This window comes from Burkholderia sp. AU33803, from assembly GCF_002223095.1.
Classification (GTDB): domain Bacteria; phylum Pseudomonadota; class Gammaproteobacteria; order Burkholderiales; family Burkholderiaceae; genus Burkholderia.
The window spans coordinates 1,675,548-1,698,518 of the sequence record NZ_NKFJ01000006.1 but is presented as its reverse complement, the minus strand read 5'-3'; the positions used below and the strand labels follow the sequence as shown (position 1 = coordinate 1,698,518).

The following is a 22,971-nucleotide window of genomic DNA, read 5'->3' as shown; positions in this document are numbered from 1 at the left end:
GGATCGGGATCGTCGATACGGACCGTGCGCGTGCTCGTGCGCGGTCCGGCCGCGTGGCCGGTTCCTGCGGATGCGGAACGAATGAAGCGGCCACGGAGAGGCGCGACGGCCGTTGCCATCGCCAATCTCCCGGGCTTTTGTCCCGCCGTGTAGCGCGTGCGCGTCCGGTCTCGCGATCGGACGCACCCGCGCCGGGCTGCTCTCGGACCAGACGTTCGATGAACCGGAACCCTAGCACCCCTAAGATGCGACGCCGCCGCACCTCTCGGCGTCATGCCGAGCGAGAAGCGTGCCAACGGCACGCGGCGGGGCGGCTCAGGGGCGGCGCGACCTGCGCTGCAGTTCGATGAAGCGGGCGGAGAAGAGCGCGCTCAGCGCGCGCCGGAGCAGGTCGAGCTTGTTCATGAGGTGTCGCGTATCGAGTGAAGGTGCATGCATCGAGCAATGCCCATGCCATTGCCGATCGTGTCGTGCCGGCGGGCGCGGCGCGCACTGCGCCGGTGCGGGCGCGCGTTCGCATGGTGCGCGGCACGCCCGCCGCGAGCGCGGCCGTCCGCATCCGGTGCGGTGTCCGTCAGCGCGCGCATGCCGGAAAGCCGCGTGGCACCGCGATTCCTCACACGCTGGCACGCAACTCGCTTAGTCAGTGCCCGAGAGGTGCGAAGCAATTTGCATCATCTTCAGGATCGCTAGGGTTCCGGTCGTGCGGCGTTCGCGTCGCGCGATGGCTGGTCCGAGAGCAATCCGGTCTTGTCTTCTCCTCGTTTCGAGGAAACGGCGAGGCTCCACGGAGGGATAAAAGCCCGGGAGGTCGCGATGTCGTTCGGTCGCCCTCTCACGCCTTTTGTCCAACCGACCACGGAGCCGCCATGTCGCCGCGCCCCCAAGCCGTCCTTGCCCCGCCGCCACACGTCGTGTGGGAAACGCTCATTCCCGCCGGAACCCACTGGTCCGGCATCCTGCGCCGCGGTCTCGCGCTGCGCGTCGTCGACGTCGACGGCGGCGCGAACCTGTCCGCGGTGTTTCATCGCCAGGAAGACCCGCTCGAACGCTACAACATGGCCGACACGCTGAAGGCGCAGCACACTGCGCATCTCACGCGCGGCCATGCGCTGTACACCGACATGGGGCGCGTGATCGCGTCGATCACGGCCGACACGCTCGGCTGGCACGACCCGCTCGGCGGCGTCGGCGACGCGCGGCTGTTCGCGCACAAGTACGGCACGACGTCGTACCAGGCCGATCGCAACGCGATGATCCGCAACGGCCGGGACAGCCTCGTGCTCGAACTCGCGAAATACGGGTTGTCGGCGCGCGACCTCGTCGCGAACGTCAATTTCTTCAGCAAGCTCGACACCCGCGACGACGGCGCGCTCGATTTCGTTGCCGGACATTCGCCGGCCGGCAGCATGCTCGACCTGCGCTTCGAGATGAACACGCTGGCGGCGTTCTCGACCGCGCCGCATCCGCTCGATCCGCACCCCGACTACGCGCCGACGGCCGTGAAGCTGATCGCGTACCGCGCGTATCCGGCGGACGGGGCCGCGCCGGAAGACGATCCGTGCCGCCGCGCGTGCGCCGAGAACGTGCGCGGCTTCGCCAACACCGATCGCCTGTTTGCGTAAGGAGAGCCGAGCCATGCCGATCATCGAAAGCCGTCTCGACCCACGCGATGCCATTCACGACACCACGTTGAACGCGGGCGAACCGTGGCTGCGCGACCTGAAGCGCGGGCAGGTCTTCCGCATCCTCGACCTCGAAGGCAACCAGGCCGTCGACACGCTGTTCTACCGGTCCGACGACCCCGAGGAGCGCTACAGCGCGCAGGACACGATCCGCGCGCAGCGCAACCTGTACCTGAGCGCGGGCAGCGTGCTGCTGTCGAGCCGGGGCAACCCGATGGTGACGATCGTCGCCGATACCTGCGGCCGTCACGACACGCTCGGCGGCGCGTGCGCGGCCGAGAGCAACACCGTGCGCTATGCGCTCGACAAGCGGCACATGCACAACTGCCGCGACAGCTTCCTCAACGCGATCACCCACTGCACGTGCGGCGCGGGCGCGCGGCTCACCAAGCGCGACCTGGTCGGCAACGTCAACTTCTTCATGAACGTGCCCGTCACGCCGCTCGGCGGGCTGACCTTCGAGGACGGCATTTCCGCACCGGGCAAGTATGTGGAGATGCGCGCGGAGATGGACGTCACGGTGCTGATCTCGAACTGCCCGCAGCTCAACAACCCGTGCAACGGGTACAACCCGACGCCGGTGCGCCTCACGATCTGGGAGGTGGAATGAACGACCCCCACGCTCACTTGCTTTGCATGGGGCCGGAGTACGCGCTGAAGCGCTACTCCGGGCCGACACGTTCGCTGCCCCCCCGAGGGGGCGGTTGCCTTCCTTGGGGCGGCCCGGCGGGAGGCAACATGAGATTCAAGAAAATCCTCGTCGCGAACCGCGGCGAAATCGCGTGCCGCGTGATCCGCACGCTGAAGCGGCTGGGAATCGCGTCGGTCGCGATCTACTCCGACGCCGATCGCGATGCGCGCCATGTGGCGCTCGCCGACGAAGCCGTGCGGGTCGGCCCCGCGCCGGCGGCGGACAGCTACCTGAACGTCGCGGCGATTCTCGCCGCCGCACGCGAGACGGGCGCGCAAGCCGTGCATCCCGGCTACGGCTTCCTGTCCGAGCACGCCGGTTTCGCCGACGCATGCGAAGCCGCGGGCCTGCGCTTCATCGGGCCGCGCGGCGACCAGATGCGCGCGTTCGGGCTCAAGCACACCGCGCGCGAACTCGCCGCCGCACAGGGCGTCGCGCTGCTGCCGGGCACGGGCCTGCTCGACGATGCACGGACGGCGCTCGCGCAAGCCGACGCGATCGGCTATCCGGTGATGCTGAAAAGCACCGCGGGCGGCGGCGGGATCGGCATGTCCCTGTGCCGCGATGCCGCACAGCTCGAAGCGGCGTTCGATTCCGTCGTGCGGCTCGGCGCCGCGAACTTCGCGCATGCGGGCGTGTATCTCGAGAAATTCGTCGAGCACGCGCGGCACATCGAAGTGCAGATCTTCGGCGACGGCCACGGCGATGCGATCGCGCTCGGCGAACGCGATTGCTCGGTGCAGCGCCGCAACCAGAAAGTGATCGAGGAAACGCCTGCACCGGGCCTGACCGATGAAGAACGCGCCGCGTTGCACGCGAGTGCGGTGCGGCTGGCCCGCGCGGTCGGCTATGCGTCGGCCGGCACGGTCGAATTCGTGTTCGACGCGGCGACGCGCCAGTTCTATTTCCTCGAGGTGAACACGCGGCTGCAGGTCGAGCATTGCGTGACCGAGGCAGTGACGGGCATCGATCTCGTGGAATGGATGATCCTGCAGGCGGAGGGCGACCTGCCGCCGCTCGACACGCTTGCCGTTGCACCGCGCGGCGCGAGCATCCAGGTGCGGCTCTATGCGGAGGATCCGCACAAGCAGTTCCTGCCGAGCGCAGGGCTGCTGACGCACGTCGCGTTTCCGGACGACGTGCGCGTCGACGGCTGGATCGAGGGGGGCACCGAGATCAGTGCGTATTACGATCCGCTGCTCGCGAAGCTGATCGTGCACGGCGAGACGCGCGGCGACGCGCTGGCCGCGCTGCAGCGCGCACTGGCGCATACGGAACTGTACGGCATCGAAACCAACCTCGACTATCTGCGCGCGATTGCCGGTTCGGATACCTTCGCGCGCGGCGCATCGACGACCGCCTTCCTGTCGCGCTTCGCGTTCGCCCCGCACACGATCGACGTGCTCGATGGCGGCGTGCAGACCACCGTGCAGCAGGCGCCCGGGCGCGTCGGCTACTGGAACGTCGGCGTGCCGCCGTCCGGGCCGATGGACGATCGCGCGTTCGCGCTCGCCAACGCGCTGCTCGGCAACGCGCGCGACGCAGCCGGGCTGGAATTCACGATGGTCGGCGCGACGCTGCGCTTCAACGCCGAGACGCTCTTCGTGCTCGGCGGTGCGCCGCTCGCGGCATCGCTCGATGGCGAGTCCGCACCGTTCTGGCAGGTGCTGCGTGCGAGGCCAGGCGCGGTGCTGAAGCTGGGCGGCGTGACGGGCGCCGGCGTGCGCGCGTGCCTGGCCGTGAAGGGCGGGCTGCAGGTGCCCGACTATCTCGGCAGCAAGGCGACCTTCACGCTCGGCCAGTTCGGCGGCCATGCGGGGCGTGCGCTGCGCAAGGGCGACGTGCTGCATCTGGACGCGACAGCCGGACGCGGCGAAGCGGGCGCCACGCTGGCCGCGGCGGAGATCCCCGCGCTGACGCACGCGTGGACGCTCGGCGTGCTCGACGGCCCGCACGGCGCGCCGGATTTCTTCACGCCGGACGACATCGCGATGCTGTACGGCACGCAGTGGACGGTCCATTACAACTCGAGCCGCACCGGCATCCGGCTGATCGGCCCGAAGCCGCAGTGGGCACGCGCGGATGGCGGCGAGGCCGGCCTGCATCCGTCGAACATCCACGACAACGCGTACGCGATCGGCGCGGTCGATTTCACCGGCGACATGCCGGTGATCCTGGGCCCGGACGGCCCGAGCCTCGGCGGCTTCGTGTGTCCGGTGACGGTCGTGCATGACGAATTGTGGAAGCTCGGGCAACTGCGGCCGGGCGATACCGTGCAGTTCGTGCGTGCCCGTGTGTCGACCACGCGCTCCGCCGACACGGTGGTTGCGCGTCCGGCACCCACCAGCGCGCCGGACGACTGCGTGCTGCATCGCGACCCGTCGGCCGGCGGCGGCATCGGTGTCGTCTACCGGCGCTCGGGCGACCGCAACGTGCTGGTGGAATACGGGCCGCTCGTGCTCGACCTGAACCTGCGTTTTCGCGTGCATGCGCTGATGTGCTGGCTCGACGCGCACCGTCTGCCCGGCATGCTCGACCTGACGCCGGGCATCCGTTCGCTGCAGGTGCAGTTCGACGCGCGGACCTTGCCGCTCGACACGCTGCTTGCGCATCTGCAGACGGCCGAGCGCGAACTGCCGGAAGTCGCCGACATGCGCGTGCCGAACCGCATCGTGCATCTGCCGCTGTCGTGGGACGACCCGTCGACGCGGGTCGCGATCGAGCGCTACATGCAGTCGGTACGGCCCGATGCGCCGTGGTGCCCGAGCAATATCGAGTTCATCCGGCGGATCAACGGCCTGGCCGGCATCGACGACGTGAAGCGCATCGTGTTCGACGCGCGTTATCTGGTGATGGGCCTCGGCGACGTGTACCTCGGTGCGCCGGTCGCGACGCCGATCGATCCGCGCCACCGGCTCGTCACCACGAAGTACAACCCCGCGCGCACCTGGACGCCGGAGAACGCGGTCGGCATCGGCGGCGCGTATCTGTGCGTGTATGGGATGGAGGGGCCGGGCGGGTACCAGTTCGTCGGCCGCACCGTCCAGATGTGGAACCGTCACCGCACCACCCGTGAGTTCGAAGCCGGCAAGCCGTGGCTGCTGCGCTTCTTCGACGAGATTCGCTTCTACGAAGTCAGCGAGGCGGAGCTGGCGGAACTGCGCGCGGATTTCGTCGCGGGGCGTGCCGGGCTGAAGATCGAGGAATCGGTGTTCGATCTCGGCGCATACAACCGTTTCCTGCGTGACGAGGCCGATTCGATCGCCGCGTTCAAGGCGTCGCAGCAGACGGCGTTCGAAGCGGAGCGCGAACGGTGGCGGGTGGCCGGGCATGCCGAATACGTCGGCGACGCGGCGCAGGGCGACGCGGATGCCGCGCGGGAAGCCGGCGCGCTCGCCGATACGCAGCGCGCGATTGCCGCGGACGTATCGGGCAGCGTGTGGAAGGTGCTGGTCGAAGCCGGTGAGCGCGTGACCGAAGGGCAGGTCGTCGCGATCGTCGAGTCGATGAAGATGGAGGTCGCGGTGACGGCGACGGAAGACGGCACGATCGAGACGATCGATTGCGCGCCGGGCGCGGCGGTGGTGGCCGGCCAGCGGCTGATGGTGATGAAGGCGGGCGCCGCCGAGGAGGTTGCATGAGCACGACGGAACGTTCGATTGTGCCCGGCGTCCGCTCGATCGCCGCGCTGCGTGCGCGCTATGCGGCGGGCGACCTGACGCCGCACGCGCTCGTCGACGCGATCGCCGCGCATTTCGCCGCGGGCGATCCGCATCATGCGTGGATCCGGCCGCTGACGCATGGCGAGATGACGGCCTACGCCGACGCGCTGGCCGGGCGCGACCTCGCGTCAATGCCGCTGTACGGCGTGCCGTTCGCGATCAAGGACAACATCGATCTCGCCGGCATCCCGACCACGGCAGCCTGCCCGGCCTATGCGTACACGCCGGCGCGCAGCGCGCCCGTCGTCGAGCGGCTGATCGCGGCCGGCGCGATCCCGATCGGCAAGACCAACCTGGACCAGTTCGCGACCGGATTGTCGGGCCAGCGCTCGCCTCATGGCGCGTGCCGCAATGCGCTCGATCCGCGCTATGCATCGGGCGGCTCGAGCTCCGGGTCGGCGGTGGCCGTGGCGCTCGGCGTCGCGTCGTTCTCGCTGGGTACCGACACGGCCGGCTCCGGGCGCGTGCCGGCCGCGTTCCACGGGCTCGTCGGGCTCAAGCCGACCAAGGGCGTATTGAGCACGCTCGGCGTCGTGCCGGCCTGCCGGTCGCTCGATTGCGTGTCGGTGTTCGCGCACTCGGCGGCCGACGCGCGCACGGTGTTCGCCGCCGCGCACGGCGTGACCGACGGCGATCCGTACGGGCGCGCATGGCAGCCGCTGCTGGGTGCGGACGGGCTACGCGCGCAACCGGCGCGACCGTTCGGGCAATTGCGCTTCGGCACGCCGCGCGCCGACCAGCTGCAATTCTTCGGCGACGAATCGTATGGCGCGGCGTGGCGTGCCGCGCTCGATCGCCTGCGCGCGACCGGGGCGACGATCGTCGAGATCGATTTCAGTGCGTTCCTGGCTGCCGCGCGGCTGCTTTACGAAGGCCCGTGGGTCGCCGAACGGCTCGCCGCGATCGGTGCGTTCGCCGCGCGGGAACCGGACGCGCTGCATCCGGTGATCCGCGAAATCGTCGGCGGCGCGGCGCGCTTCAGCGCGGCCGATGCGTTCACCGCGTTCGACACGCTCGCGACGCTGCGCGTCGAGGCCGGCCGCGTGTGGGACGGACTGGACGCGATCTTCATGCCGACTTCGGCGACAACCGCGACCGTCAGCGAACTCGAAGCCGACCCGATCGGCGTCAATTCGCGTTTTGGTTACTACACGAACTTCGTCAACCTGCTCGACCTGTCGGCGATCGCGGTGCCCGCCGGTCGCTGCGAAACCGGGCCGCATGCCGGGCTGCCGTTCGGCATCACGTTCGTCGGGCGCGCGCACGACGACGCGCAGCTGCTCGATCTTGCGCAGGCGTGGTGTGACGCGGAGGAACGCGGCGGCGGGGAGGGCGGTGGCCTGCAGACGGACGTCGCAGACGACGCGTTCGCAACGCCGGCACCGGTGCCCGGCGCGTCATCCGGCGTCGTGCGCGTGGCGGTCGTCGGCGCGCATCTGAGCGGTGAGCCGCTGAACTGGCAGCTCACGCAGCGAGGCGGACGTTTCGTCGCTGCGACGACGACGGCGCCCGCCTATCGTCTCTACGCGCTGTCGGAGGCGGCATCCGGCGGCGTCGCCAAGCCGGGCCTCGTGCGTGTGCCGGACGGCGGCGCGTCGATCGCGGTCGAGCTCTGGGAGATGCCGGTCGACGCTTACGGCAGCTTCGTCGCCGGCATTGCCGGCCCGCTCGGCATCGGCACGCTGACGCTCGCGGACGGCACTCGGGTGCAGGGCTTCCTGTGCGAGAGCGCGGCGCTGGCCGGCGCGCACGACATCACGTACTTCGGCGGCTGGCGTGCCTACCGCGCGAGCGGCGCGACCGGCGCAGGCGCATTGCAATGAACGTCCGGTCGCGCGGCGCTCCGGCATGCGCGCGACCGGTACCTGAAACGATACGGAGATTGACATGCCAACGACCCGCAACACGACCGGATGGCTCGCCGTGCGCCGCGAGCTGACGACCCGCGGAAAATGGACGCTCGGCGTGGCGTCCTTCCTGCTGCCGTTCGCCGTCTGGTGCCTGATCAGCTATGTGCCGTTCATCTGGCATCCGCAAATGCGCGTCACGAATCCGGGCAGCGTCGACTACTTCCAGACCGGCATGCAGATCGATCGCGACGTGTTCGACGACGAACTCGCCCATGCGCGAGCGACCCACGCGGCCGTGCCCGAAGGCGTGCGCGCGAACCCGGTGTACCTGCCCGCGCCGCACCAGGTGCTGCGCGCGTTCTACACGGCGTTCACGACTCCGCCGGCATCCCGTGACGGCGTCTGGCTGCACGAGAGCCTGTGGCACAGCATCCGGATCATCTTCTGGGGCTTCGTGATTTCATCCGCGATCGGCGTGCCGCTCGGCATCGTCTGCGGCACCTTCAGCGTGCTCGCGCGGCTGCAGGAGCCGTTCCTGGAGTTCTTCCGCTATTTGCCGGCACCCGCGTTCGGCGCGCTGATGGTCGCGATCCTCGGCATCTACGATGCGCCGAAGGTCGCGATCATCGTGATCGGGACGCTGTTCCAGCAGGTGCTGATCATCGCGAACACGACGCGCAAGCTCGAATACGGGCTGTTCGAAGCAGCGATGACACTCGGCACGAAGAAGCTGAAGCTGCTCACGCACGTCGTGATCCCCGGCGTGCTGCCGGACCTGTATCGCGACCAGCGCATCCTGCTCGGCTGGGCGTGGACCTACCTGATCGTCGCCGAACTCGTCGGCACGAGCTCGGGCATCACCTGGTACATCAGCCAGCAGGCGCGCTACCAGCATTTCGACAACGTGTATGCGGCGATCCTGATGATCGGGATCATCGGCCTCGGCACCGACATCGTGCTCGGGCTGCTTGGCCGCCGGCTGTTTCCGTGGGATCGCACGCTGAACGCGTGACGCCCGTTGACGCCCACCCATCGACCGATTTCCGCGGAGACCATCATGCAGAACCCGCAAGCCGTTCCCGATTACCTGATGCAGTCCGACGCGGTGCGCGAGCGCTTCGCGCGCCTGAAAACCCGCGACGTGATACTCGACGTGCGTCATGTCGGCAAGCGTTTCGCGACGCCGCAGGGCGAGTGCACCGCACTCGACGACATCAGTTTCCGTACCTACCGGCGCGAATTCGTGTGCGTGATCGGCCCGTCCGGCTGCGGCAAGTCGACGCTGATCCGCATCCTGGCCGGGCTCGACGCACAGACGAGCGGCGAGGTGCTGCTCGACGGCAAGCCCGTGCAGGGGCCGGGTGCCGATCGCGGGATGGTGTTCCAGGGCTACACGCTGTTTCCGTGGCTCACCGTGAAGAAGAACGTGATGTTCGGACTCCGGATGAACGGCAGCAGCAGCGGCCAGGCCGAGCGCGAAGCGCTGCAGTGGCTCGATCTGGTCGGACTCACGCGTTTCGCGGATGTCTATCCGCACCAGTTGTCGGGCGGGATGAAGCAGCGCGTGGCGATTGCCCGCGCGCTCGCGAACCGGCCGCGCATCCTGCTGATGGACGAGCCGTTCGGCGCGCTCGACGCGCAGACGCGGGCGCGGATGCAGACGCACCTGCTCGACATCTGGCGCAACATCGACGTGACGATCCTGTTCATCACGCACGATCTCGACGAGGCGATCTTCCTGGCGGACCGGATTCTCGTGCTGAAGGCGAACCCGGGGGCGGTACAGGAACTGATCGAGGTGCCCGTGCCACGGCCGCGCGACTATGCGCAGGTCAATACGCCCGAATTCATCGCGACGAAGGCGCGGCTCGAGGCGCTGATCCATCCGAAGGAGGTGGTGGCCATCGACGACGGCGTGCGGCCGCACATGATCCGCATGACGGATGTGTCGGACAACGTCGAGTAAGCGGTGATGAAAACGGGCGGACGGTCGCTACGTCCAGGCGCGGGCGAGCGCCAGCGCCGTCGCGACATCGCCGCGGCGATACGCGGCCCGAACGGCTGCCGTCGTGGCCGCGATGACTTCCGGCGGCGGTGACTCTCGCAGACGCACGGCGACGCGCGGTAGCGATGCGAGCTGAGTCCGCAGGTCGACGATCAGCCGGCAGCAGCGAAAACCGTCGGACGCGGCTTCCGGGCGGACGGCGGCATCGGCAAGCCCGGCCGTCCACTCGCCGCCGCGATGGCGCCTGACTGCGTCGAGGTGCGGCAGATGGCGCGCGTCGCCCGATAACGCGATCAACAGCGCGGCCCATTGCGCGCCGCGCCATCCGTGTTCGTCGTCGCACGTGAGGTCGGCCAGCAGCGCGTCGTCCAGCACGGACAGGCTTTGCCGGCACAGGTAGTGGAAGTCGAGCGGCTGGTAGCGGACCCGCGGGTAGTCGCGCAGCACGTGCCCGAGTTCGGCGCCGGTCTCGACGGCAGCAGCGAGAAACCGTTCGGCCGGCGCGGGACGATTCAGCAGCAGCGTCGGCACGCTTCGGTAGAGCCGGTGGATGTCGTCGGGGTGATAGTGCATCGCGAATGTCGGGGTGGTCGACCGGCGCGCGCGGTGCGCCGTTCAGGTTTTCGGCGGGTCGCCGGACAGCAGCGCGGTGTAACGCCGCTGCATTTCATCGGGTTCGACCGCTTCGATCGTATGCCCGATCAGCCAATCGTAGCCGAACGGGTCGCGAATCTTGCCGGAACGCTCGCCGTAGAACTGGTCCTGGATCGCGCGTGTCAGCTGTGCGCCGGCCGCGATCGCGGCGGCGATCGTCGCGTCGGCGTCGTCGACATGCAGGTGAAGCGACATCGGCGCCTTGCCATCCGGGTCGATCGCGAAGATATCGTATTCGGGGAACTCGTCCGAGATCATCAGCGTGCACGGCCCGAGCTGCAATTCCGCGTGGCCGATGCGTCCCGACGGCTCCACGAGACGGAATTTCTCCTGTGCGCCGAACGCCCTCGCATAGAACGCGATGGCGTCGTCCGCATGTTTGGCGCGCAAATAGGGAAAGACTTCGTGAATCGCCATGGTGCCCTCCGGTTTGGGGGTGTGGGTGTCGCTCGAACCTGTCGGGCCTCGCGGGGCGCGTCGTGACTTCGCTGGGGCGGTGGCCGAGGATTTTGCCGTGTCGTGAACGGCTAACGCGCTGATTCTACAAACGAATCGTGTGAATGGGGCAAGGGCGGCGGTGCGGCGGCGGGCGCCGGACAGGAGGCGGCGTCAAGATCGTCGATCATCACCATGCATGTTGACGGATCCTGTCGCCGCGCGGCGATATAATTCGCGCTCCGAGGGCTTTCGAGCCCAACCGCGAATACAAGACAAGAAGAAGCAGACATGGCCCCGTCTCAACCGCATGCATTGCAGCGTCCGCCCGCTGAAGTCCTGTATGCCGATCAGCTCGCCGAGCTGAAGGCGCAGGACGGCGCCCAACCCCGTCCGCCGGGCTGGCAACTGAGCCTGACGGCCGCCCGCGCATTCATCGCCGGCGATCGTGCGCTCGGCATCGCGCCGAAGATCGTCGCACCGATCGCGAGCATCGAGCGCATGCTCGTCACGCTCGCCACCGGCCGCGGGCTGATGCTGGTCGGCGAGCCCGGCACCGCGAAATCGATGCTGTCCGAGCTGCTGGCGGCCGCGATCAGCGGCACGTCGACGCTGACGATCCAGGGCGGCGCATCGATCACCGAAGACCAGATCAAGTACGGCTGGAACTACGCGTTGCTGATCAACGAAGGGCCGAGCCCGCGTGCGCTCGTGCCCGCGCCGCTGTACCAGGGCATGCACGACGGCAGGATCGTGCGTTTTGAGGAAATCACGCGTGCGCCGCTGGAAGTGCAGGACTGCCTGCTCGGCATGCTGTCGGACCGCGTGATGGCGGTGCCCGAACTGCATGGCGAACACGGGATGCTGTATGCGCGCGAAGGCTTCAACATCATCGCGACCGCGAACACGCGCGACCGTGGCGTGAACGAGATGAGCGCTGCGCTCAAACGGCGCTTCGATTTCGAAACCGTGTTTCCGATTCTCGACTTCGACAGCGAGCTCGCGCTCGTGCGCGAAGCCAGCGCACGCCTGCTGGCCGGCAGCGGCATTCCGGCGGCGGTGCCGCAGCCGGTGCTGGAACTGCTGGTCACCACGTTTCGCGATCTGCGCGGCGGGGCCGGCGACGCGACGGGCAGCGACGGCGCGATGGACCGGCTGACGGCGGTGATGTCGACGGCCGAAGCCGTGAACGTCGCGCATGCGGTCGGGGTGCGCGCATGGTTTCTCGAGCAGCGCGAAGGGTCGCCGCAGGATCTGGTCGACTGCATCGCCGGCACCGTCGTCAAGGACAACGCCGACGATCGCGCGAAGCTGCGCCGCTACTTCGAACAGAAGGCCGCTCGGCGCGAAGGGGCGCACTGGCGTGCGTACTACGCGGCGCGCCACCGCCTGCCGTGACGCCCGACATGAAGGCGACTGTTCACGGCGGCATGCCGGGGCCGCGACGTGAGGTGCGTGACGAGCGCGGCGCGCACGGCGACGCGGGCAGGTCGGTCGCGCGCTCCAGCGCCGCATGCATGGACGTCGACTGACGGGCGCCGCATGCAGACCGACACGTCCAGCCCCCCTCACATCGTCGGCATCCGGCATCACAGCCCCGCCTGCGCGTGGCTGGTGGCCGAGCGTATCCGTGCGCGGCGGCCGCGCTACGTGCTGATCGAAGGGCCGGCCGATTTCAACGACCGGCTCGACGAACTGTATCGTCCTCACCGCCTGCCGATCGCGATCTACAGCTATCTGTCCGGCGATGCCGCGCATTACGGCTCGTGGACGCCGTTCGCCGAGCATTCGCCGGAATGGCAGGCGTTGCAGGCGGGGCGCGAAGTCGGCGCGACGGTGCGCTTCATCGACCTGCCCGCGTGGCACGCGGCATTCTCGCGGCTGGAGAACCGCTATGCCGATGTCGCGGACGCCGAACACGAGGCACGCGCCGACGCCTACGAGCGTGCGCTGGCGGACACGCTTGCCGTGCAGGGCCGCGATGCGGTGTGGGATCACCTGTTCGAGGACGTCGGCGATACGCCCGACGCGCTGGACGAACTCGCGGAGCGCCTGTCGACCTACTTCTCGCATCTGCGCGACGACGATCCGGGCTCGCTCGGCAACCGGGCGCGCGAACGGATGATGGCCCGCTGGATCGCGTGGGCGGTTGCCGAAGCCGGCGGGCAGGCGGACGACGTGCTGGTCGTCTGCGGCGGCTATCACGCGCCGGCGTTGGCGCGGCTCTGGCGCACGCTGCCGGCCGCGTTGCCCGATACACCCGAACCCGGCTCGATCGACGGCGGCGCCGGCGCCATGTTCGACGGACAGTCGAGCGACGCGTGCGTGCCCGATGCGGATTCGAATACCGCCGGCGAAGCCGCGCACAGCGTCCGCTACGGTTCGTATCTCGTGCCTTACACGTTCAAGCGCCTCGACGCGTTCGCGGGCTACGCATCGGGCATGCCCTCGCCGGCCTATTACCAGTGGGTCTGGGCGCACGGTGCCGAAGCGGCCGCGCGGCGCGTGCTCGAGCACGTGATGCAGCGGCTGCGCGCGCGCAAGCTTCCCGTCTCGACGGCCGACCTGATTGCCGTGCACGTGCGGGCCGAGGGGCTGGCGCGCCTGCGTGGCCACCGGCGGCCGCTGCGCTGCGACTGGCTCGATGCACTGGCCGGCGCGCTCGTGAAGGAGGCGCTCGACGCGCCGCTGCCGTGGACCTATCGCGGGCCGCTGCGGGCCGGCACCGACCCGGTGCTGGTCGAGGCGATGGATGCACTGGCCGGCGATGTGGCGGGCGAACTCGCGCCCGGCACGCCGCAACCGCCGCTCGTCGCCGCGGTGCGTGACGAGCTGGCCGCGCTCGGCATCGTGCTGCGCGGCACGCTGACGCTCGATCTGCTGACCGACGAAGGGCGCGCGCGCAGCCGTGTGCTGCACCGGTTGGCGCTGTTGCGCGTGCCCGGCATCGTGCGCCACCAGGGCCCGCAGCTGGCGATGTCCGGTGAGCGTGACGAGGTGTGGCAGCTCGGCGAGCCGCTCGAGCAGCAGGCCGCGCTGATCGAAGCCGGCGCGTGGGGCGCGACGCTGTCAGATGCGGCGCGCGCCCGGCTCGAGGATGAATTACGCAAGGCCGGCGGTCGCATCGCACCGCTCGCGGAGGGCTTGAACCGCGCCGCGTGGGCCGGGCTGGCGGCATTGAGCGACACGTTGCTGGATACGTTGCGTGATGCGGTCGCGCGCGAGCAGCGCTTCGAGTCGCTCGCGCCGGCGCTCGACAACCTGTATACGCTGCTGCGTCACGGCCATCTGCTCGGCATGAACGATGCGCCGGTGTTGCGGATCGTCGTCGAGGCCGGTTTCGATCGCGCGCTCTGGTTGCTGGAGCCGGCCGTCACGCTGGCGCCGGCCGATCTCGATACGCATGTGCAGGGGCACGTCGCGCTGCGCCGGATCGTGGCCGATGGGCTGGCCGGCGTCGATGCGGATGGCCACGCGCCGCTCGCGATCGAGCCGTTGCGCGCGCTGGCCGTCTGGCGGCGCAAGGCGGCCGATACGGCGGCGGCGCCCGCGAGTCGCGGCGCGGCGCTCGGGGCACTGCTCGGCCTCGCCGCGCATGCCAGCACCGACGACGGTCGACCCGTCGCCGGTATCGACGATGCGATGGCGCTGCTGCAGGCGATGCCGGCCGCCGCGCTCGGCGATGCGCTCGGCGGCCTGCTTGCGCTGGCGCGCGAGACACTGGCGAGTGCCCCTGCCTTCGTCGCGGGCATGGATGCGACCGTGCGCGCGCTCGACGACGCCGATTTCGTGCTCGCGCTACCGGGGCTGCGCGGCGCGTTCGCGTGGTTGCCGCCGCAGGAGCGCGGGCGGCTCGCCGACCAGGTACTCGCGCTGCACCAGGCGACGCACCTGTCGCGACGCGTGCTGACGGAACGGCACGCGGAAGACGCATCGCCCGAGGCCGCCGCGCACGCCGCACGCATCGAGGCGCAGGTGCTGGGTCGCCTGAGGCGCTGGGGGCTCACGCCCGATCCGGAGGCGTCGTGATCCATCGATCGACGGGCCGCCACGCGCGCCGCTTGTTCCTCCTTCACCACGATGTCGCGCCGTCCCGGCACGGCGCGATGCGGTTTCCGCGAGTCCTGCCATGCCGCTGAACATTCCCGGTCCGCTCGAACGCTGGCGCCTGCTGCTCGGCGAACCGGCCGAAGCCGCGTGCGGCACGCCGGGCGCCGACGCGCAGGCCGCCGATGCGGCGCTCGAATGGCTGTACGGTCGCGACGACGATCGCGCGAAGCGTGGCGAGCGCGGCGCCGGCCTGGGGCCGTCCGCGCTGAGCACGCCGGACTGGATCAACACGATCCACACGCTGTTTCCGAAAGAGGTGATCGACCGGCTCGAACGCGATGCGGTCGAGCGCTTCGGCATCGACGAAGTCGTCACGAACCTCGACGTGCTGGAGCGGATCGAGCCGTCCGAGTCGCTACTGCGCGCCGTGCTGCACACGAAGCACCTGATGAATCCCGAGGTGTTGGCGGCCGCGCGGCGGCTGGTTGCCGAGGTGGTCCGGCGCATCATGGAGCGGCTGGCGACCGAGGTGCGGCAAGCGTTCAGCGGCACGCGCGACCGGCGCCGGCGCTCGCGGATGAAGATCGCGCGCAACTTCGACTACACGCGCACGCTGGCCGCGAACCTGCGCCACTGGCATCCCGAGCGGCGCAAGCTGTATCTCGACACGCCGGTCTTCAACAGTCGCACGCGACGCCAGGTCGAACCGTGGGACATCGTGCTGCTCGTCGATCAGAGCGGGTCGATGGTCAACTCGGTGATCCACAGCGCGGTGATGGCCGCGTGTCTGTGGCAATTGCCGGGCATGCGCACGCGGCTCGTGGCCTTCGATACGTCGGTGGTCGACCTGACCGCTGACGTATCCGACCCGGTCGAGCTGCTGATGAAGGTCCAGCTCGGCGGCGGCACGGATATCGCGAAGGCCGTCTCGTATGCGCAATCCTGCGTCGCGAATCCTGCACGCACCGTCGTCGTGCTCGTCAGCGACTTCTACGAAGGCGGCAGCGGCTATGAGCTCGTGCGTCGCGTGAAGGCGCTGGCCGAGAGCGGCGCGTGCGTGCTCGGGCTGGCCGCGCTCGATTCGGCGGCCGAACCCGCGTACGACCGCGAGATGGCCGCGCGGCTCGTGAACGCCGGCGCGCAAGTCGGCGCGATGACGCCCGGGCAACTGGCCGCGTGGCTCGCCGAGAAGGTGCAGGGATGAGCGCGCCGTTGCGTGACGACCTGCTCGAACTGACGCCGGAGGCGCTGACCGCGCTCGCCAACGCCGGGTTCGTGAAGCGGGCGCAGAAGGATGTCGCGGCCGGCGCGGTGCCGGCACTGGCTGTCGACGGCGACGGCACGGTGCACGCGTCGTTCGACGACGGCGTGCGGACCAGCCTGCCGCCGGACCGGACCTTGCGTGACGCGACGTGCAGTTGCACGGCGAGCGGCATGTGCCGGCATCGCGTGATGCTGGTGCTGGCCTATCAGGCGAGGATGCAGGCGAGCGAAGCGGTCGATGCGGCTGATTCGGGCAATCCGAGTGCAGGCGCAGACGGCAAGACGGGGCAATCGGATACGCGTGACGACGCGACCTGCGATCCGCGTGACGAGGCGAGCGACGCCACGCGCGGCGGCGTGGACGATGCACTACCGGATCACGACACGAACGACACATCGTCCGCGGATCGCGCATGGAGCCCGGCCGATTTCGACGATGCCGTGCTGGCGGAGAGTTTCGCGCCGTCGGTGCTCGAGCAGGCCGCGCGCATGGCGGCTGCGCGGCCCGTCGTGGCCGTGCAGCGGCGGGTCGGTGCGCAAGGGGCCCCGGTTGCACGACTGCCGATGTGCACCGTGCGGTTCTTCTCGCGACGCTCGCTGGCACATGCACGCTGCGATTGCCGACAGGGCAGCGGCTGCGCGCACGTGTTGGTCGCCGTCTGGGCGTTTCGCCAGGCCGGCGCGCCGGACGATGGCGTATCGGAGACGATCGTCGAGGTGCGTCCGCCGGCCGGTGACGAAAGCGAGCGCGACGACGACCGGTCGCCGTTGCGCGACGACGCGGCGCGCGCGTTGATTGCCGATCTCGACAAGCTGGTGCACGCGCTGTGGCTGGACGGTTCGAGCCAGCCGGCGATCGCGCTGGCCGCGCGCGTGGCGTCGCTACGAGGCCGGCTGCGCGAGCGCGGCTGGCAGTGGGTCGACGACGCGCTCGACGAAGCCTGGCAACTGGTGCACGCGCAGCATGCGCGCAGCAGCCGTTTCGAGCCGCTGCGGCTCGTGCGCGTGCTGGCCGAACTGTGGGCGCGTCTGCGCGCGGCGATGACGGCCGCGACGCAGCGCGACGGCGCCCCGGTGCCGGCCCGCCAGATGCTCGGCATCGGCGTGAAGGGCGAGGTCGAGCTCGATCATCTGCGGCTGGTGTCGCTCGGCGTCGAGCTGTGGGCCGACGAAGCGGAGGAGGGGGCGAGCGTGCTGTTTGCCGATCCCGACACGCAGACCGTGATGGTGCTGACGCGAAACTGGCCGCGTGCCGCCGATGTCGCGGCCGGCGGCCGGGCACCGGATCTGGCCGGCCGCCGCGTCGCGGGTTTTCCGTTACGGCAGATCGCGGCCGGGCAGGTCGTCACGAAAACCGCGAAGCGGCGCGCGAACTGCGCGGTCGACATCGCGGCCGGCGTACGGCAGACGGGCGTGCTGCCGCTGTCACTGAAATCCTGGGACGATCTCGCCGCGCCGATCCGCCAGCCGGGCATCGCGGCGCTCGTCGCGCACCTGCGTGACGAGCTGCCCGATTTCGTGCGGCCGCGGCAGGCGGCGAACGGCGCGGCGGCCGGCGCGGCCGGGTCGCTGCACGTCGTTGCGTTCGAGCCGATGGTCGTGCGGTCGGTCCATTGGGATGCCGCCGCGCAGGTGCTGCACGCGCGGCTCGCACAGGGCGAAGCCGACACGGCCGGCGAAGAAGTGTTGCACCTCGCGCTGCCGCATCGCGCCGTGGCGCCTGGCGCAGTCGATGCGCTGGCGCGCGCGCTGTCCGGCGAATGGGGCGCGTTGCGCGCGCTGGCGGGCACCGTGCGCCTGCATGCGGGCATGGCCGTGATGCGGCCGCTGGCTGTGCTGACCGCGCAGCGCGCCGTCGTCCTGCAGACCGAAGCGGCGGCGCCGCAACCGCTGCCGCTGGCGGGCGGGCGCGAGTCGTTGCCCGAGCTGGTCGCGCTCGCGGAGGACACCCTGGCGCTGCTGGCCGAGTGGCTGCGCCAGGGCATGCGCCATCAGGGAGGCGGCGCGGTCGAGCGGGCGCTGGCGCAGGCCGCGCGACTGGAGCGGGCAGGCCTCGCTCACGCGGGCCAACTGTTGCGCGCGCTGGCCGATGGCCTGCGTGCCGCGCAAGCGGCGTCGCTACTGGCGCAACTGGGTTCGCTGACGTTGCTGCTGCTGGGCATCGTCGAGCAATGACGGCATGACCGTCGACCGGGCGAGCAGGCAGCGCCCGACATCGCGAGTCGCCGTGCAGGCTGCACGGATCGCGGGATGAATGAACGAGAGGGCGTCGTGGCTGCGAGGCGGCCACGGCAAGCAGGCGCGGCATCGTGCTGCGTCGTCGATCCGAGTGAGAGGGAACGGATGCGTCGTTTTGAACTGATCGAAGGCAATTCCAGCAAGTTCTGGGAAGTGGAGCAGGACGGCTCCGGGCTCAATATCCGCTGGGGCCGCATCGGCACCGCGGGCCAGAGCCAGACGAAGGCGTTCGCGGACGACGCGAAGGCGCGCGCCGCGCTCGACAAGCTCGTCAAGGAGAAGACCGGCAAGGGCTATGCGGAAGTGGCGGTGGCGGCCGGCGCCAGCATCGGCGCGAGCGCCGCGAAGCCGCCGGCCGCCGCGCCGTCGTCAAGCTCGTCCGCCGCGCCGCAGGGGGCCGCGGACGCGAGCGCGCAACCCGCCGCGCTGAATGTCGCGAGTGGTGAGCCACCCGCGCCGTCGGGCCAGCCGGCCGCATCGATGCTGCCTTCGACGGCCGCTTCAACCGCGGCCCCCGCACCGGTGCCGCCCGTCGCCGCCGAAAGTTTCGATGCCCAGTGCGAGCGCGTGTTCGAGACCCTGCGCGCGCAGATCGCGAACGGCGACGTCAAGCCTGGCGAGCGGCTGACGGCCGCCGTGATCAAGCGCCGCTACAACGTCGGCGACCAGGGCGCCGCGATGGCGTTCGACCTGCTCAAGTCGCGCCGTCTGCTGGTTGGCTGGGGAACGTCGGCAACCGTGCACGACCACGCGCAGGCGACCGCCGTCGCGCTCGGCGAGTCGGTGGCGACCGGGGCTGCCGCGCCGGCGCCGGCCGCGCCCGTCGTCGCCGACACCGGCACGCCGCCGTGGCTGGCGCACGGCGACCCCGTGCGCCTGTCGTCGCAGATGCAGCGCGAAGCCTATGCGTCGCGGCGCTTTCCCGTCGAGGTGGCGGCGCTCGACGTGCGTGCCGCGTGGCTGAAAATCGAAGGCAAGGACGGCTACTCGATCGACATCGGCGCGACCGATGCGGCACTGCGCCCGGCCGTCCAGCGGATGCTCGACCGGCTGGCCGCGCGCACGCCGATCGCCGGGCCGGTGGCCGATGCGGAAGCCGATGCCGCGCTGTTCGCGCTGGCCATGACCGTCGGCGACTATCACGGCGAAACCACGATCGGCCGCCCGGTCGTCGACTACCTCGTCGCGCAATACGGCCTGACCGGGACGATCGACGTGCTGCTCGATGCGTTGAAAATCCAGGTGCACGCCGACTACGACCGTCAGGCGCAGCGTCGCGTCCATCGTTTCACGACGCATGTCGACGGCCCGGTGCGCGGCAACTGGCGCGGGCCGATCGTCGGCAGCGAAGCCGCGCTGCGCGAGCATCTCGCCGCCGCGAGCGAGGCGGACTGGCAGGCCTGCGTCGACCGGATCGAGGCTGCATTGCCGACGCTGCATCCGACTCGCCAGCCCGTTCCCGCACTGTTGTTGCCCGATGCGCCGCACGTGTCGAATGCACTGGCGCGCCGGCTGGGCGCCGAGCGCGACGTGCCCGAGACGCTGCACTGGATGCTGCTGACCGCGACCGATCCCGATGCGATCGCGATCGCCGCGAAAATCCGGCCGGACAGCTATGGCCATTCGTTCTGGGGGATGTCGCGGATGGTCGCAACCACGCTGCGCGAACGCGGTGCCGCGGCGTTCGACGTGCTCGAACGCGGCGCCGCAGACGATGCGGCGGGCGACGGGCTCGCCGCGATCGGCACGCCCGACGCGGTGGCCGCGCTGGCCAAGGTCGCCAGCGGCTCGAAGGGCGCGCTCGCGCGCCTGTCGCTCGCGCTCGATCGTTGGCCGGTGGCGGGCATGGTCGCGCTGTCGCGGCTCGTGGCCGCGGGCGGCAAGGATGCCGGGCTGCTGACGCCGAGCCTGACGCGCCTGCTGCGCGCGCATGCGGCGCACGTCGACGGGCTGCGGCCCTGGCTCGACGCGCCGGCACAGGCTGTGATCGACAAGCTGCTCGCGCTGCTGGCCGGCCCGGCCGAGGTCGCCTCGGCAGACGAATTGCCGGGCGTGCTCGCGGCGCCGCCATGGCTGGCCGCGCGGCAGAAGAAGGCCGCTGCACTGACGCTGGAGCCGCTCGAGCTGGCGCCGGTCGAAAGCTGGGACGAAGCGAAGCGCACCCAGGCGAAAACGCCCGACCAGTGGGAGGTGAAGCGACTCGCCGAGGCGGCGAAGAACACGTTGACGCTGGTCGCCGGCCTCGGCTTCGACGCGAGCAAGAAGTACTACGGGCCGCTCGGCGAGACCGCGGCGAAGGCGATCCGGCAAGGCGATGCGCCGGCGTTCGTCGCCGCGTGGCGCGCGATGATCGACGAGCGCAATCGCGAGCGGTACTTCTGGTACTCGCTGCGCGCCGAGTACCTGACGCTGCTGCCGGCGGCGGTGGCGGTCGACATCTGGAACGCGATTGCGGGCGACTACAGCACGACCGGCGTCGACATGCTGATGGCGACGTTCGGCTTGCCCGCATTGCCCGGCCTCATCGCAACCGTGCGCAACAAGCCGACGGAGAATTTCAGCTACGCGCTGAACTATGGCGCGGTCGAATGCGCGCCGATCGCGGCCCGCGCATTCGCGAAGCTGAAGACGTTGCGCGACGACGGCCGGGCGTGGTTGCTGAAGTTTCCCGAGCATGCGGCCAGCGGCCTGATCGCGCCGTCGCTCGGCAAGCCGGGCGAAGCGCGCGACTGCGCCGGCACCGCGCTGCGTTTGCTGCAGGCGAACGGCCACGAGGCGCTGCTGATGGACGTCGCCGCGCGCTATGCCGACGCCGCGGTGCCGCAGGCCGTGCGCGCGGTACTCGACGAGAGTCCGCTCGACCGGTTCCCGACCAAGCGCAGCAAGCTGCCCGAATTCTGGCAGCCGCGCGGCTGGCGCCGGCCGGTGCTGAAGAACGGCAAGGCGCTGCCGGACGAGGCGCTCGACCACCTCGGCCAGATGCTGACGTTCCCGACCAGCGAAGAAATCTATGGCGGCATCGACATCGTCAAGGACGCGTGCACGGCGGAGTCGCTGGCCGACTTCTCGTGGGACTGCTTCAACGCATGGCTCGATGCGGGCGCGCCGGGCAAGGAGGGCTGGGCGCTGACCGCGCTGGGCCTGTTCGGCAACGACGACACCGCACGCAAGCTGACGCCGCTGATCCGCACGTGGCCCGGCGAGTCGGCGCATGCACGCGCGGCGACCGGCCTCGACGTGCTGGCCTCGATCGGCAGCGACGTCGCGTTGATGTTGCTGAACGGCATCGCGCAGAAGGTCAAGTTCCGTGCGCTGCAGGACCGCGCGCGAGAAAAGATCGAGGCGATCGCGGAAGCGCGCGGGCTGTCGTCGGAGGAACTGGAGGATCGTCTCGCGCCGGATCTCGGGCTGGACGCGCAAGGCACGATGCTGCTCGACTTCGGTCCGCGCGCGTTCCGGGTCGGCTTCGACGAGACGCTCAAGCCGTATGTGCGCGAGACCGGCGCCGACGGCGCGGCCGGTGCGCGGCTCGCGGATCTGCCGAAGCCGAAGAAGACCGACGATCCCGTGAAGGGCAAGGATGCGGTCGAGCGCTTCAAGCTGCTGAAGAAGGATGCGCGCACTATCGCGAGCCAGCAGCTCGCGCGGCTCGAGGTGGCGATGTGCAGCCGTCGCCGCTGGACGCCCGAAGTGTTCCGCACGTTTCTCGCCGAGCATCCGCTGGTGCGCCACCTGGTTCAGCGTCTCGTCTGGGGCGTATACGAAGTCGACGATGGCGGCAACTTCGGCGGCACGTTGAAGGCCTGCTTCCGCGTGGCGGAAGACGGCACCGCGGCCACGGCCGACGACGATGCGTTCACGTTGCCGGACGGCGTGACGATCCGCATCGGTGTGCCGCATGCACTGGAAATCGCGCCGGCCGACGCTGCCGCGTTCGGGCAGGTGTTCGCCGACTACGAACTGCTGCAGCCGTTTGCGCAGCTTGGCCGCGACGTGTACCGGCTCACCGACGACGAGCGCAACGGGCGGCTGCTGGAACGCTGGAAGGGCGTCAAGGTACCGACTGGCCGCGTGCTCGGGCTCGTCAACAAGGGCTGGCGCCGCGGCCAGGTGGAAGACGCCGGCTGCATCTGGTATTTCACGAAGCCGCTCGGCGCGGGCAAGGTGATCGAGTTGTCGCTCGATCCGGGGATCATCGTCGGGGCCGTCGACATGTATCCGGACCAGGAGCTCGGTGCGTTGCAGGCCGGTTCGCCGTCGAACTGGGGCAGCATTCGCGAGGCTGATGCGTGGTCGACGCTCGACGAGATCTCGGCGAGCGAGCTGATTCGCGATCTGGAGGGGATGCGCGAGTAACGCGTGCGCGCCACCGAAGCGG

General features: G+C 70.0%; 13 protein-coding genes and 2 riboswitches. Of the genes, 11 read left to right on the top strand and 2 right to left on the bottom strand.

Annotated features, from left to right (window positions below):
• Positions 1 to 124: 124 nt before the first annotated feature.
• A riboswitch (guanidine-I (ykkC/yxkD leader) is annotated at positions 125 to 246 on the bottom strand.
• A gap of 432 nt (positions 247 to 678) precedes the next feature.
• Positions 679 to 812: riboswitch (guanidine-I (ykkC/yxkD leader) on the top strand.
• A 57-nt stretch (positions 813 to 869) separates the two neighbouring features.
• From CFB41_RS24820 to CFB41_RS24795, 6 genes are all read left to right on the top strand, one after another.
• Entirely contained in the window at positions 870 to 1,625 is a 756-nt protein-coding gene (locus CFB41_RS24820; protein ID WP_089458255.1) for an urea amidolyase associated protein UAAP1, read from the top strand.
• A gap of 13 nt (positions 1,626 to 1,638) precedes the next feature.
• Complete coding sequence (locus tag CFB41_RS24815) at positions 1,639 to 2,295, top strand: urea amidolyase associated protein UAAP2 (protein ID WP_089458254.1); 657 nt, start codon at positions 1,639 to 1,641, stop codon at positions 2,293 to 2,295.
• A gap of 128 nt (positions 2,296 to 2,423) precedes the next feature.
• A complete protein-coding gene (uca, locus tag CFB41_RS24810; RefSeq protein WP_089458253.1) occupies positions 2,424 to 6,017 on the top strand; it encodes an urea carboxylase in 3,594 nt (1,197 codons plus the stop codon).
• Positions 6,014 to 7,921 (top strand): allophanate hydrolase, encoded by a 1,908-nt coding sequence (gene atzF / locus CFB41_RS24805; protein WP_089458252.1) that lies wholly within the window; start codon positions 6,014 to 6,016, stop codon positions 7,919 to 7,921. Before uca ends, atzF begins: the two co-directional genes overlap by 4 nt.
• Positions 7,922 to 7,985: 64 nt before the next feature.
• Positions 7,986 to 8,960 carry an ABC transporter permease gene (locus CFB41_RS24800; RefSeq protein WP_089458251.1) on the top strand — a complete coding sequence of 325 codons (975 nt, stop codon included), beginning with the start codon at positions 7,986 to 7,988 and terminating at the stop codon, positions 8,958 to 8,960.
• Positions 8,961 to 9,005: 45 nt separating this feature from the next.
• A complete protein-coding gene (locus tag CFB41_RS24795; protein ID WP_089458250.1) occupies positions 9,006 to 9,914 on the top strand; it encodes an ABC transporter ATP-binding protein in 909 nt (302 codons plus the stop codon).
• Between the two features lie 27 nt (positions 9,915 to 9,941).
• Here CFB41_RS24795 and CFB41_RS24790 read toward each other — a convergent pair whose 3' ends face one another.
• Both CFB41_RS24790 and CFB41_RS24785 read right to left on the bottom strand, forming a co-directional pair.
• Complete coding sequence (locus CFB41_RS24790; RefSeq protein WP_089458249.1) at positions 9,942 to 10,526, bottom strand: hypothetical protein; 585 nt, start codon at positions 10,524 to 10,526, stop codon at positions 9,942 to 9,944.
• Between the two features lie 42 nt (positions 10,527 to 10,568).
• Positions 10,569 to 11,024, bottom strand: coding sequence for a VOC family protein (locus CFB41_RS24785; RefSeq protein WP_089458248.1), 456 nt, complete (start codon positions 11,022 to 11,024; stop codon positions 10,569 to 10,571).
• Positions 11,025 to 11,333: 309 nt separating this feature from the next.
• Between CFB41_RS24785 and CFB41_RS24780 the strand changes: the two genes are divergently transcribed.
• From CFB41_RS24780 to CFB41_RS24760, 5 genes are all read left to right on the top strand, one after another.
• Entirely contained in the window at positions 11,334 to 12,440 is a 1,107-nt protein-coding gene (locus CFB41_RS24780; RefSeq protein WP_089458247.1) for an AAA family ATPase, read from the top strand.
• A gap of 144 nt (positions 12,441 to 12,584) precedes the next feature.
• Positions 12,585 to 15,071 (top strand): DUF5682 family protein, encoded by a 2,487-nt coding sequence (locus CFB41_RS24775; RefSeq protein WP_089458246.1) that lies wholly within the window; start codon positions 12,585 to 12,587, stop codon positions 15,069 to 15,071.
• A 100-nt stretch (positions 15,072 to 15,171) separates the two neighbouring features.
• Positions 15,172 to 16,296: a VWA domain-containing protein gene (locus CFB41_RS24770; RefSeq protein WP_089458245.1), complete on the top strand. Its 1,125-nt coding sequence runs from the start codon at positions 15,172 to 15,174 to the stop codon at positions 16,294 to 16,296.
• Positions 16,293 to 18,530: an SWIM zinc finger family protein gene (locus tag CFB41_RS24765; RefSeq protein ID WP_089458244.1), complete on the top strand. Its 2,238-nt coding sequence runs from the start codon at positions 16,293 to 16,295 to the stop codon at positions 18,528 to 18,530. Before CFB41_RS24770 ends, CFB41_RS24765 begins: the two co-directional genes overlap by 4 nt.
• A gap of 168 nt (positions 18,531 to 18,698) precedes the next feature.
• The gene (locus CFB41_RS24760) at positions 18,699 to 22,949 is read left to right on the top strand and encodes a DUF4132 domain-containing protein (protein ID WP_089458243.1); all 4,251 of its coding nucleotides are present in this window, start codon (positions 18,699 to 18,701) and stop codon (positions 22,947 to 22,949) included.
• Positions 22,950 to 22,971 lie beyond the last annotated feature (22 nt).

Bases quoted from the DNA above. Each gene is read 5' to 3' on its own strand.
- CFB41_RS24820 (WP_089458255.1), top strand. From the start codon at position 870: ATGTCGCCGCGCCCCCAAGCCGTCCTTGCCCCGCCGCCACACGTCGTG.
- CFB41_RS24815 (WP_089458254.1), top strand. From the start codon at position 1,639: ATGCCGATCATCGAAAGCCGTCTCGACCCACGCGATGCCATTCACGAC.
- uca (WP_089458253.1), top strand. From the start codon at position 2,424: ATGAGATTCAAGAAAATCCTCGTCGCGAACCGCGGCGAAATCGCGTGC.
- atzF (WP_089458252.1), top strand. From the start codon at position 6,014: ATGAGCACGACGGAACGTTCGATTGTGCCCGGCGTCCGCTCGATCGCC.
- CFB41_RS24800 (WP_089458251.1), top strand. From the start codon at position 7,986: ATGCCAACGACCCGCAACACGACCGGATGGCTCGCCGTGCGCCGCGAG.
- CFB41_RS24795 (WP_089458250.1), top strand. From the start codon at position 9,006: ATGCAGAACCCGCAAGCCGTTCCCGATTACCTGATGCAGTCCGACGCG.
- CFB41_RS24790 (WP_089458249.1), bottom strand. From the start codon at position 10,526: ATGCACTATCACCCCGACGACATCCACCGGCTCTACCGAAGCGTGCCG.
- CFB41_RS24785 (WP_089458248.1), bottom strand. From the start codon at position 11,024: ATGGCGATTCACGAAGTCTTTCCCTATTTGCGCGCCAAACATGCGGAC.
- CFB41_RS24780 (WP_089458247.1), top strand. From the start codon at position 11,334: ATGGCCCCGTCTCAACCGCATGCATTGCAGCGTCCGCCCGCTGAAGTC.
- CFB41_RS24775 (WP_089458246.1), top strand. From the start codon at position 12,585: ATGCAGACCGACACGTCCAGCCCCCCTCACATCGTCGGCATCCGGCAT.
- CFB41_RS24770 (WP_089458245.1), top strand. From the start codon at position 15,172: ATGCCGCTGAACATTCCCGGTCCGCTCGAACGCTGGCGCCTGCTGCTC.
- CFB41_RS24765 (WP_089458244.1), top strand. From the start codon at position 16,293: ATGAGCGCGCCGTTGCGTGACGACCTGCTCGAACTGACGCCGGAGGCG.
- CFB41_RS24760 (WP_089458243.1), top strand. From the start codon at position 18,699: ATGCGTCGTTTTGAACTGATCGAAGGCAATTCCAGCAAGTTCTGGGAA.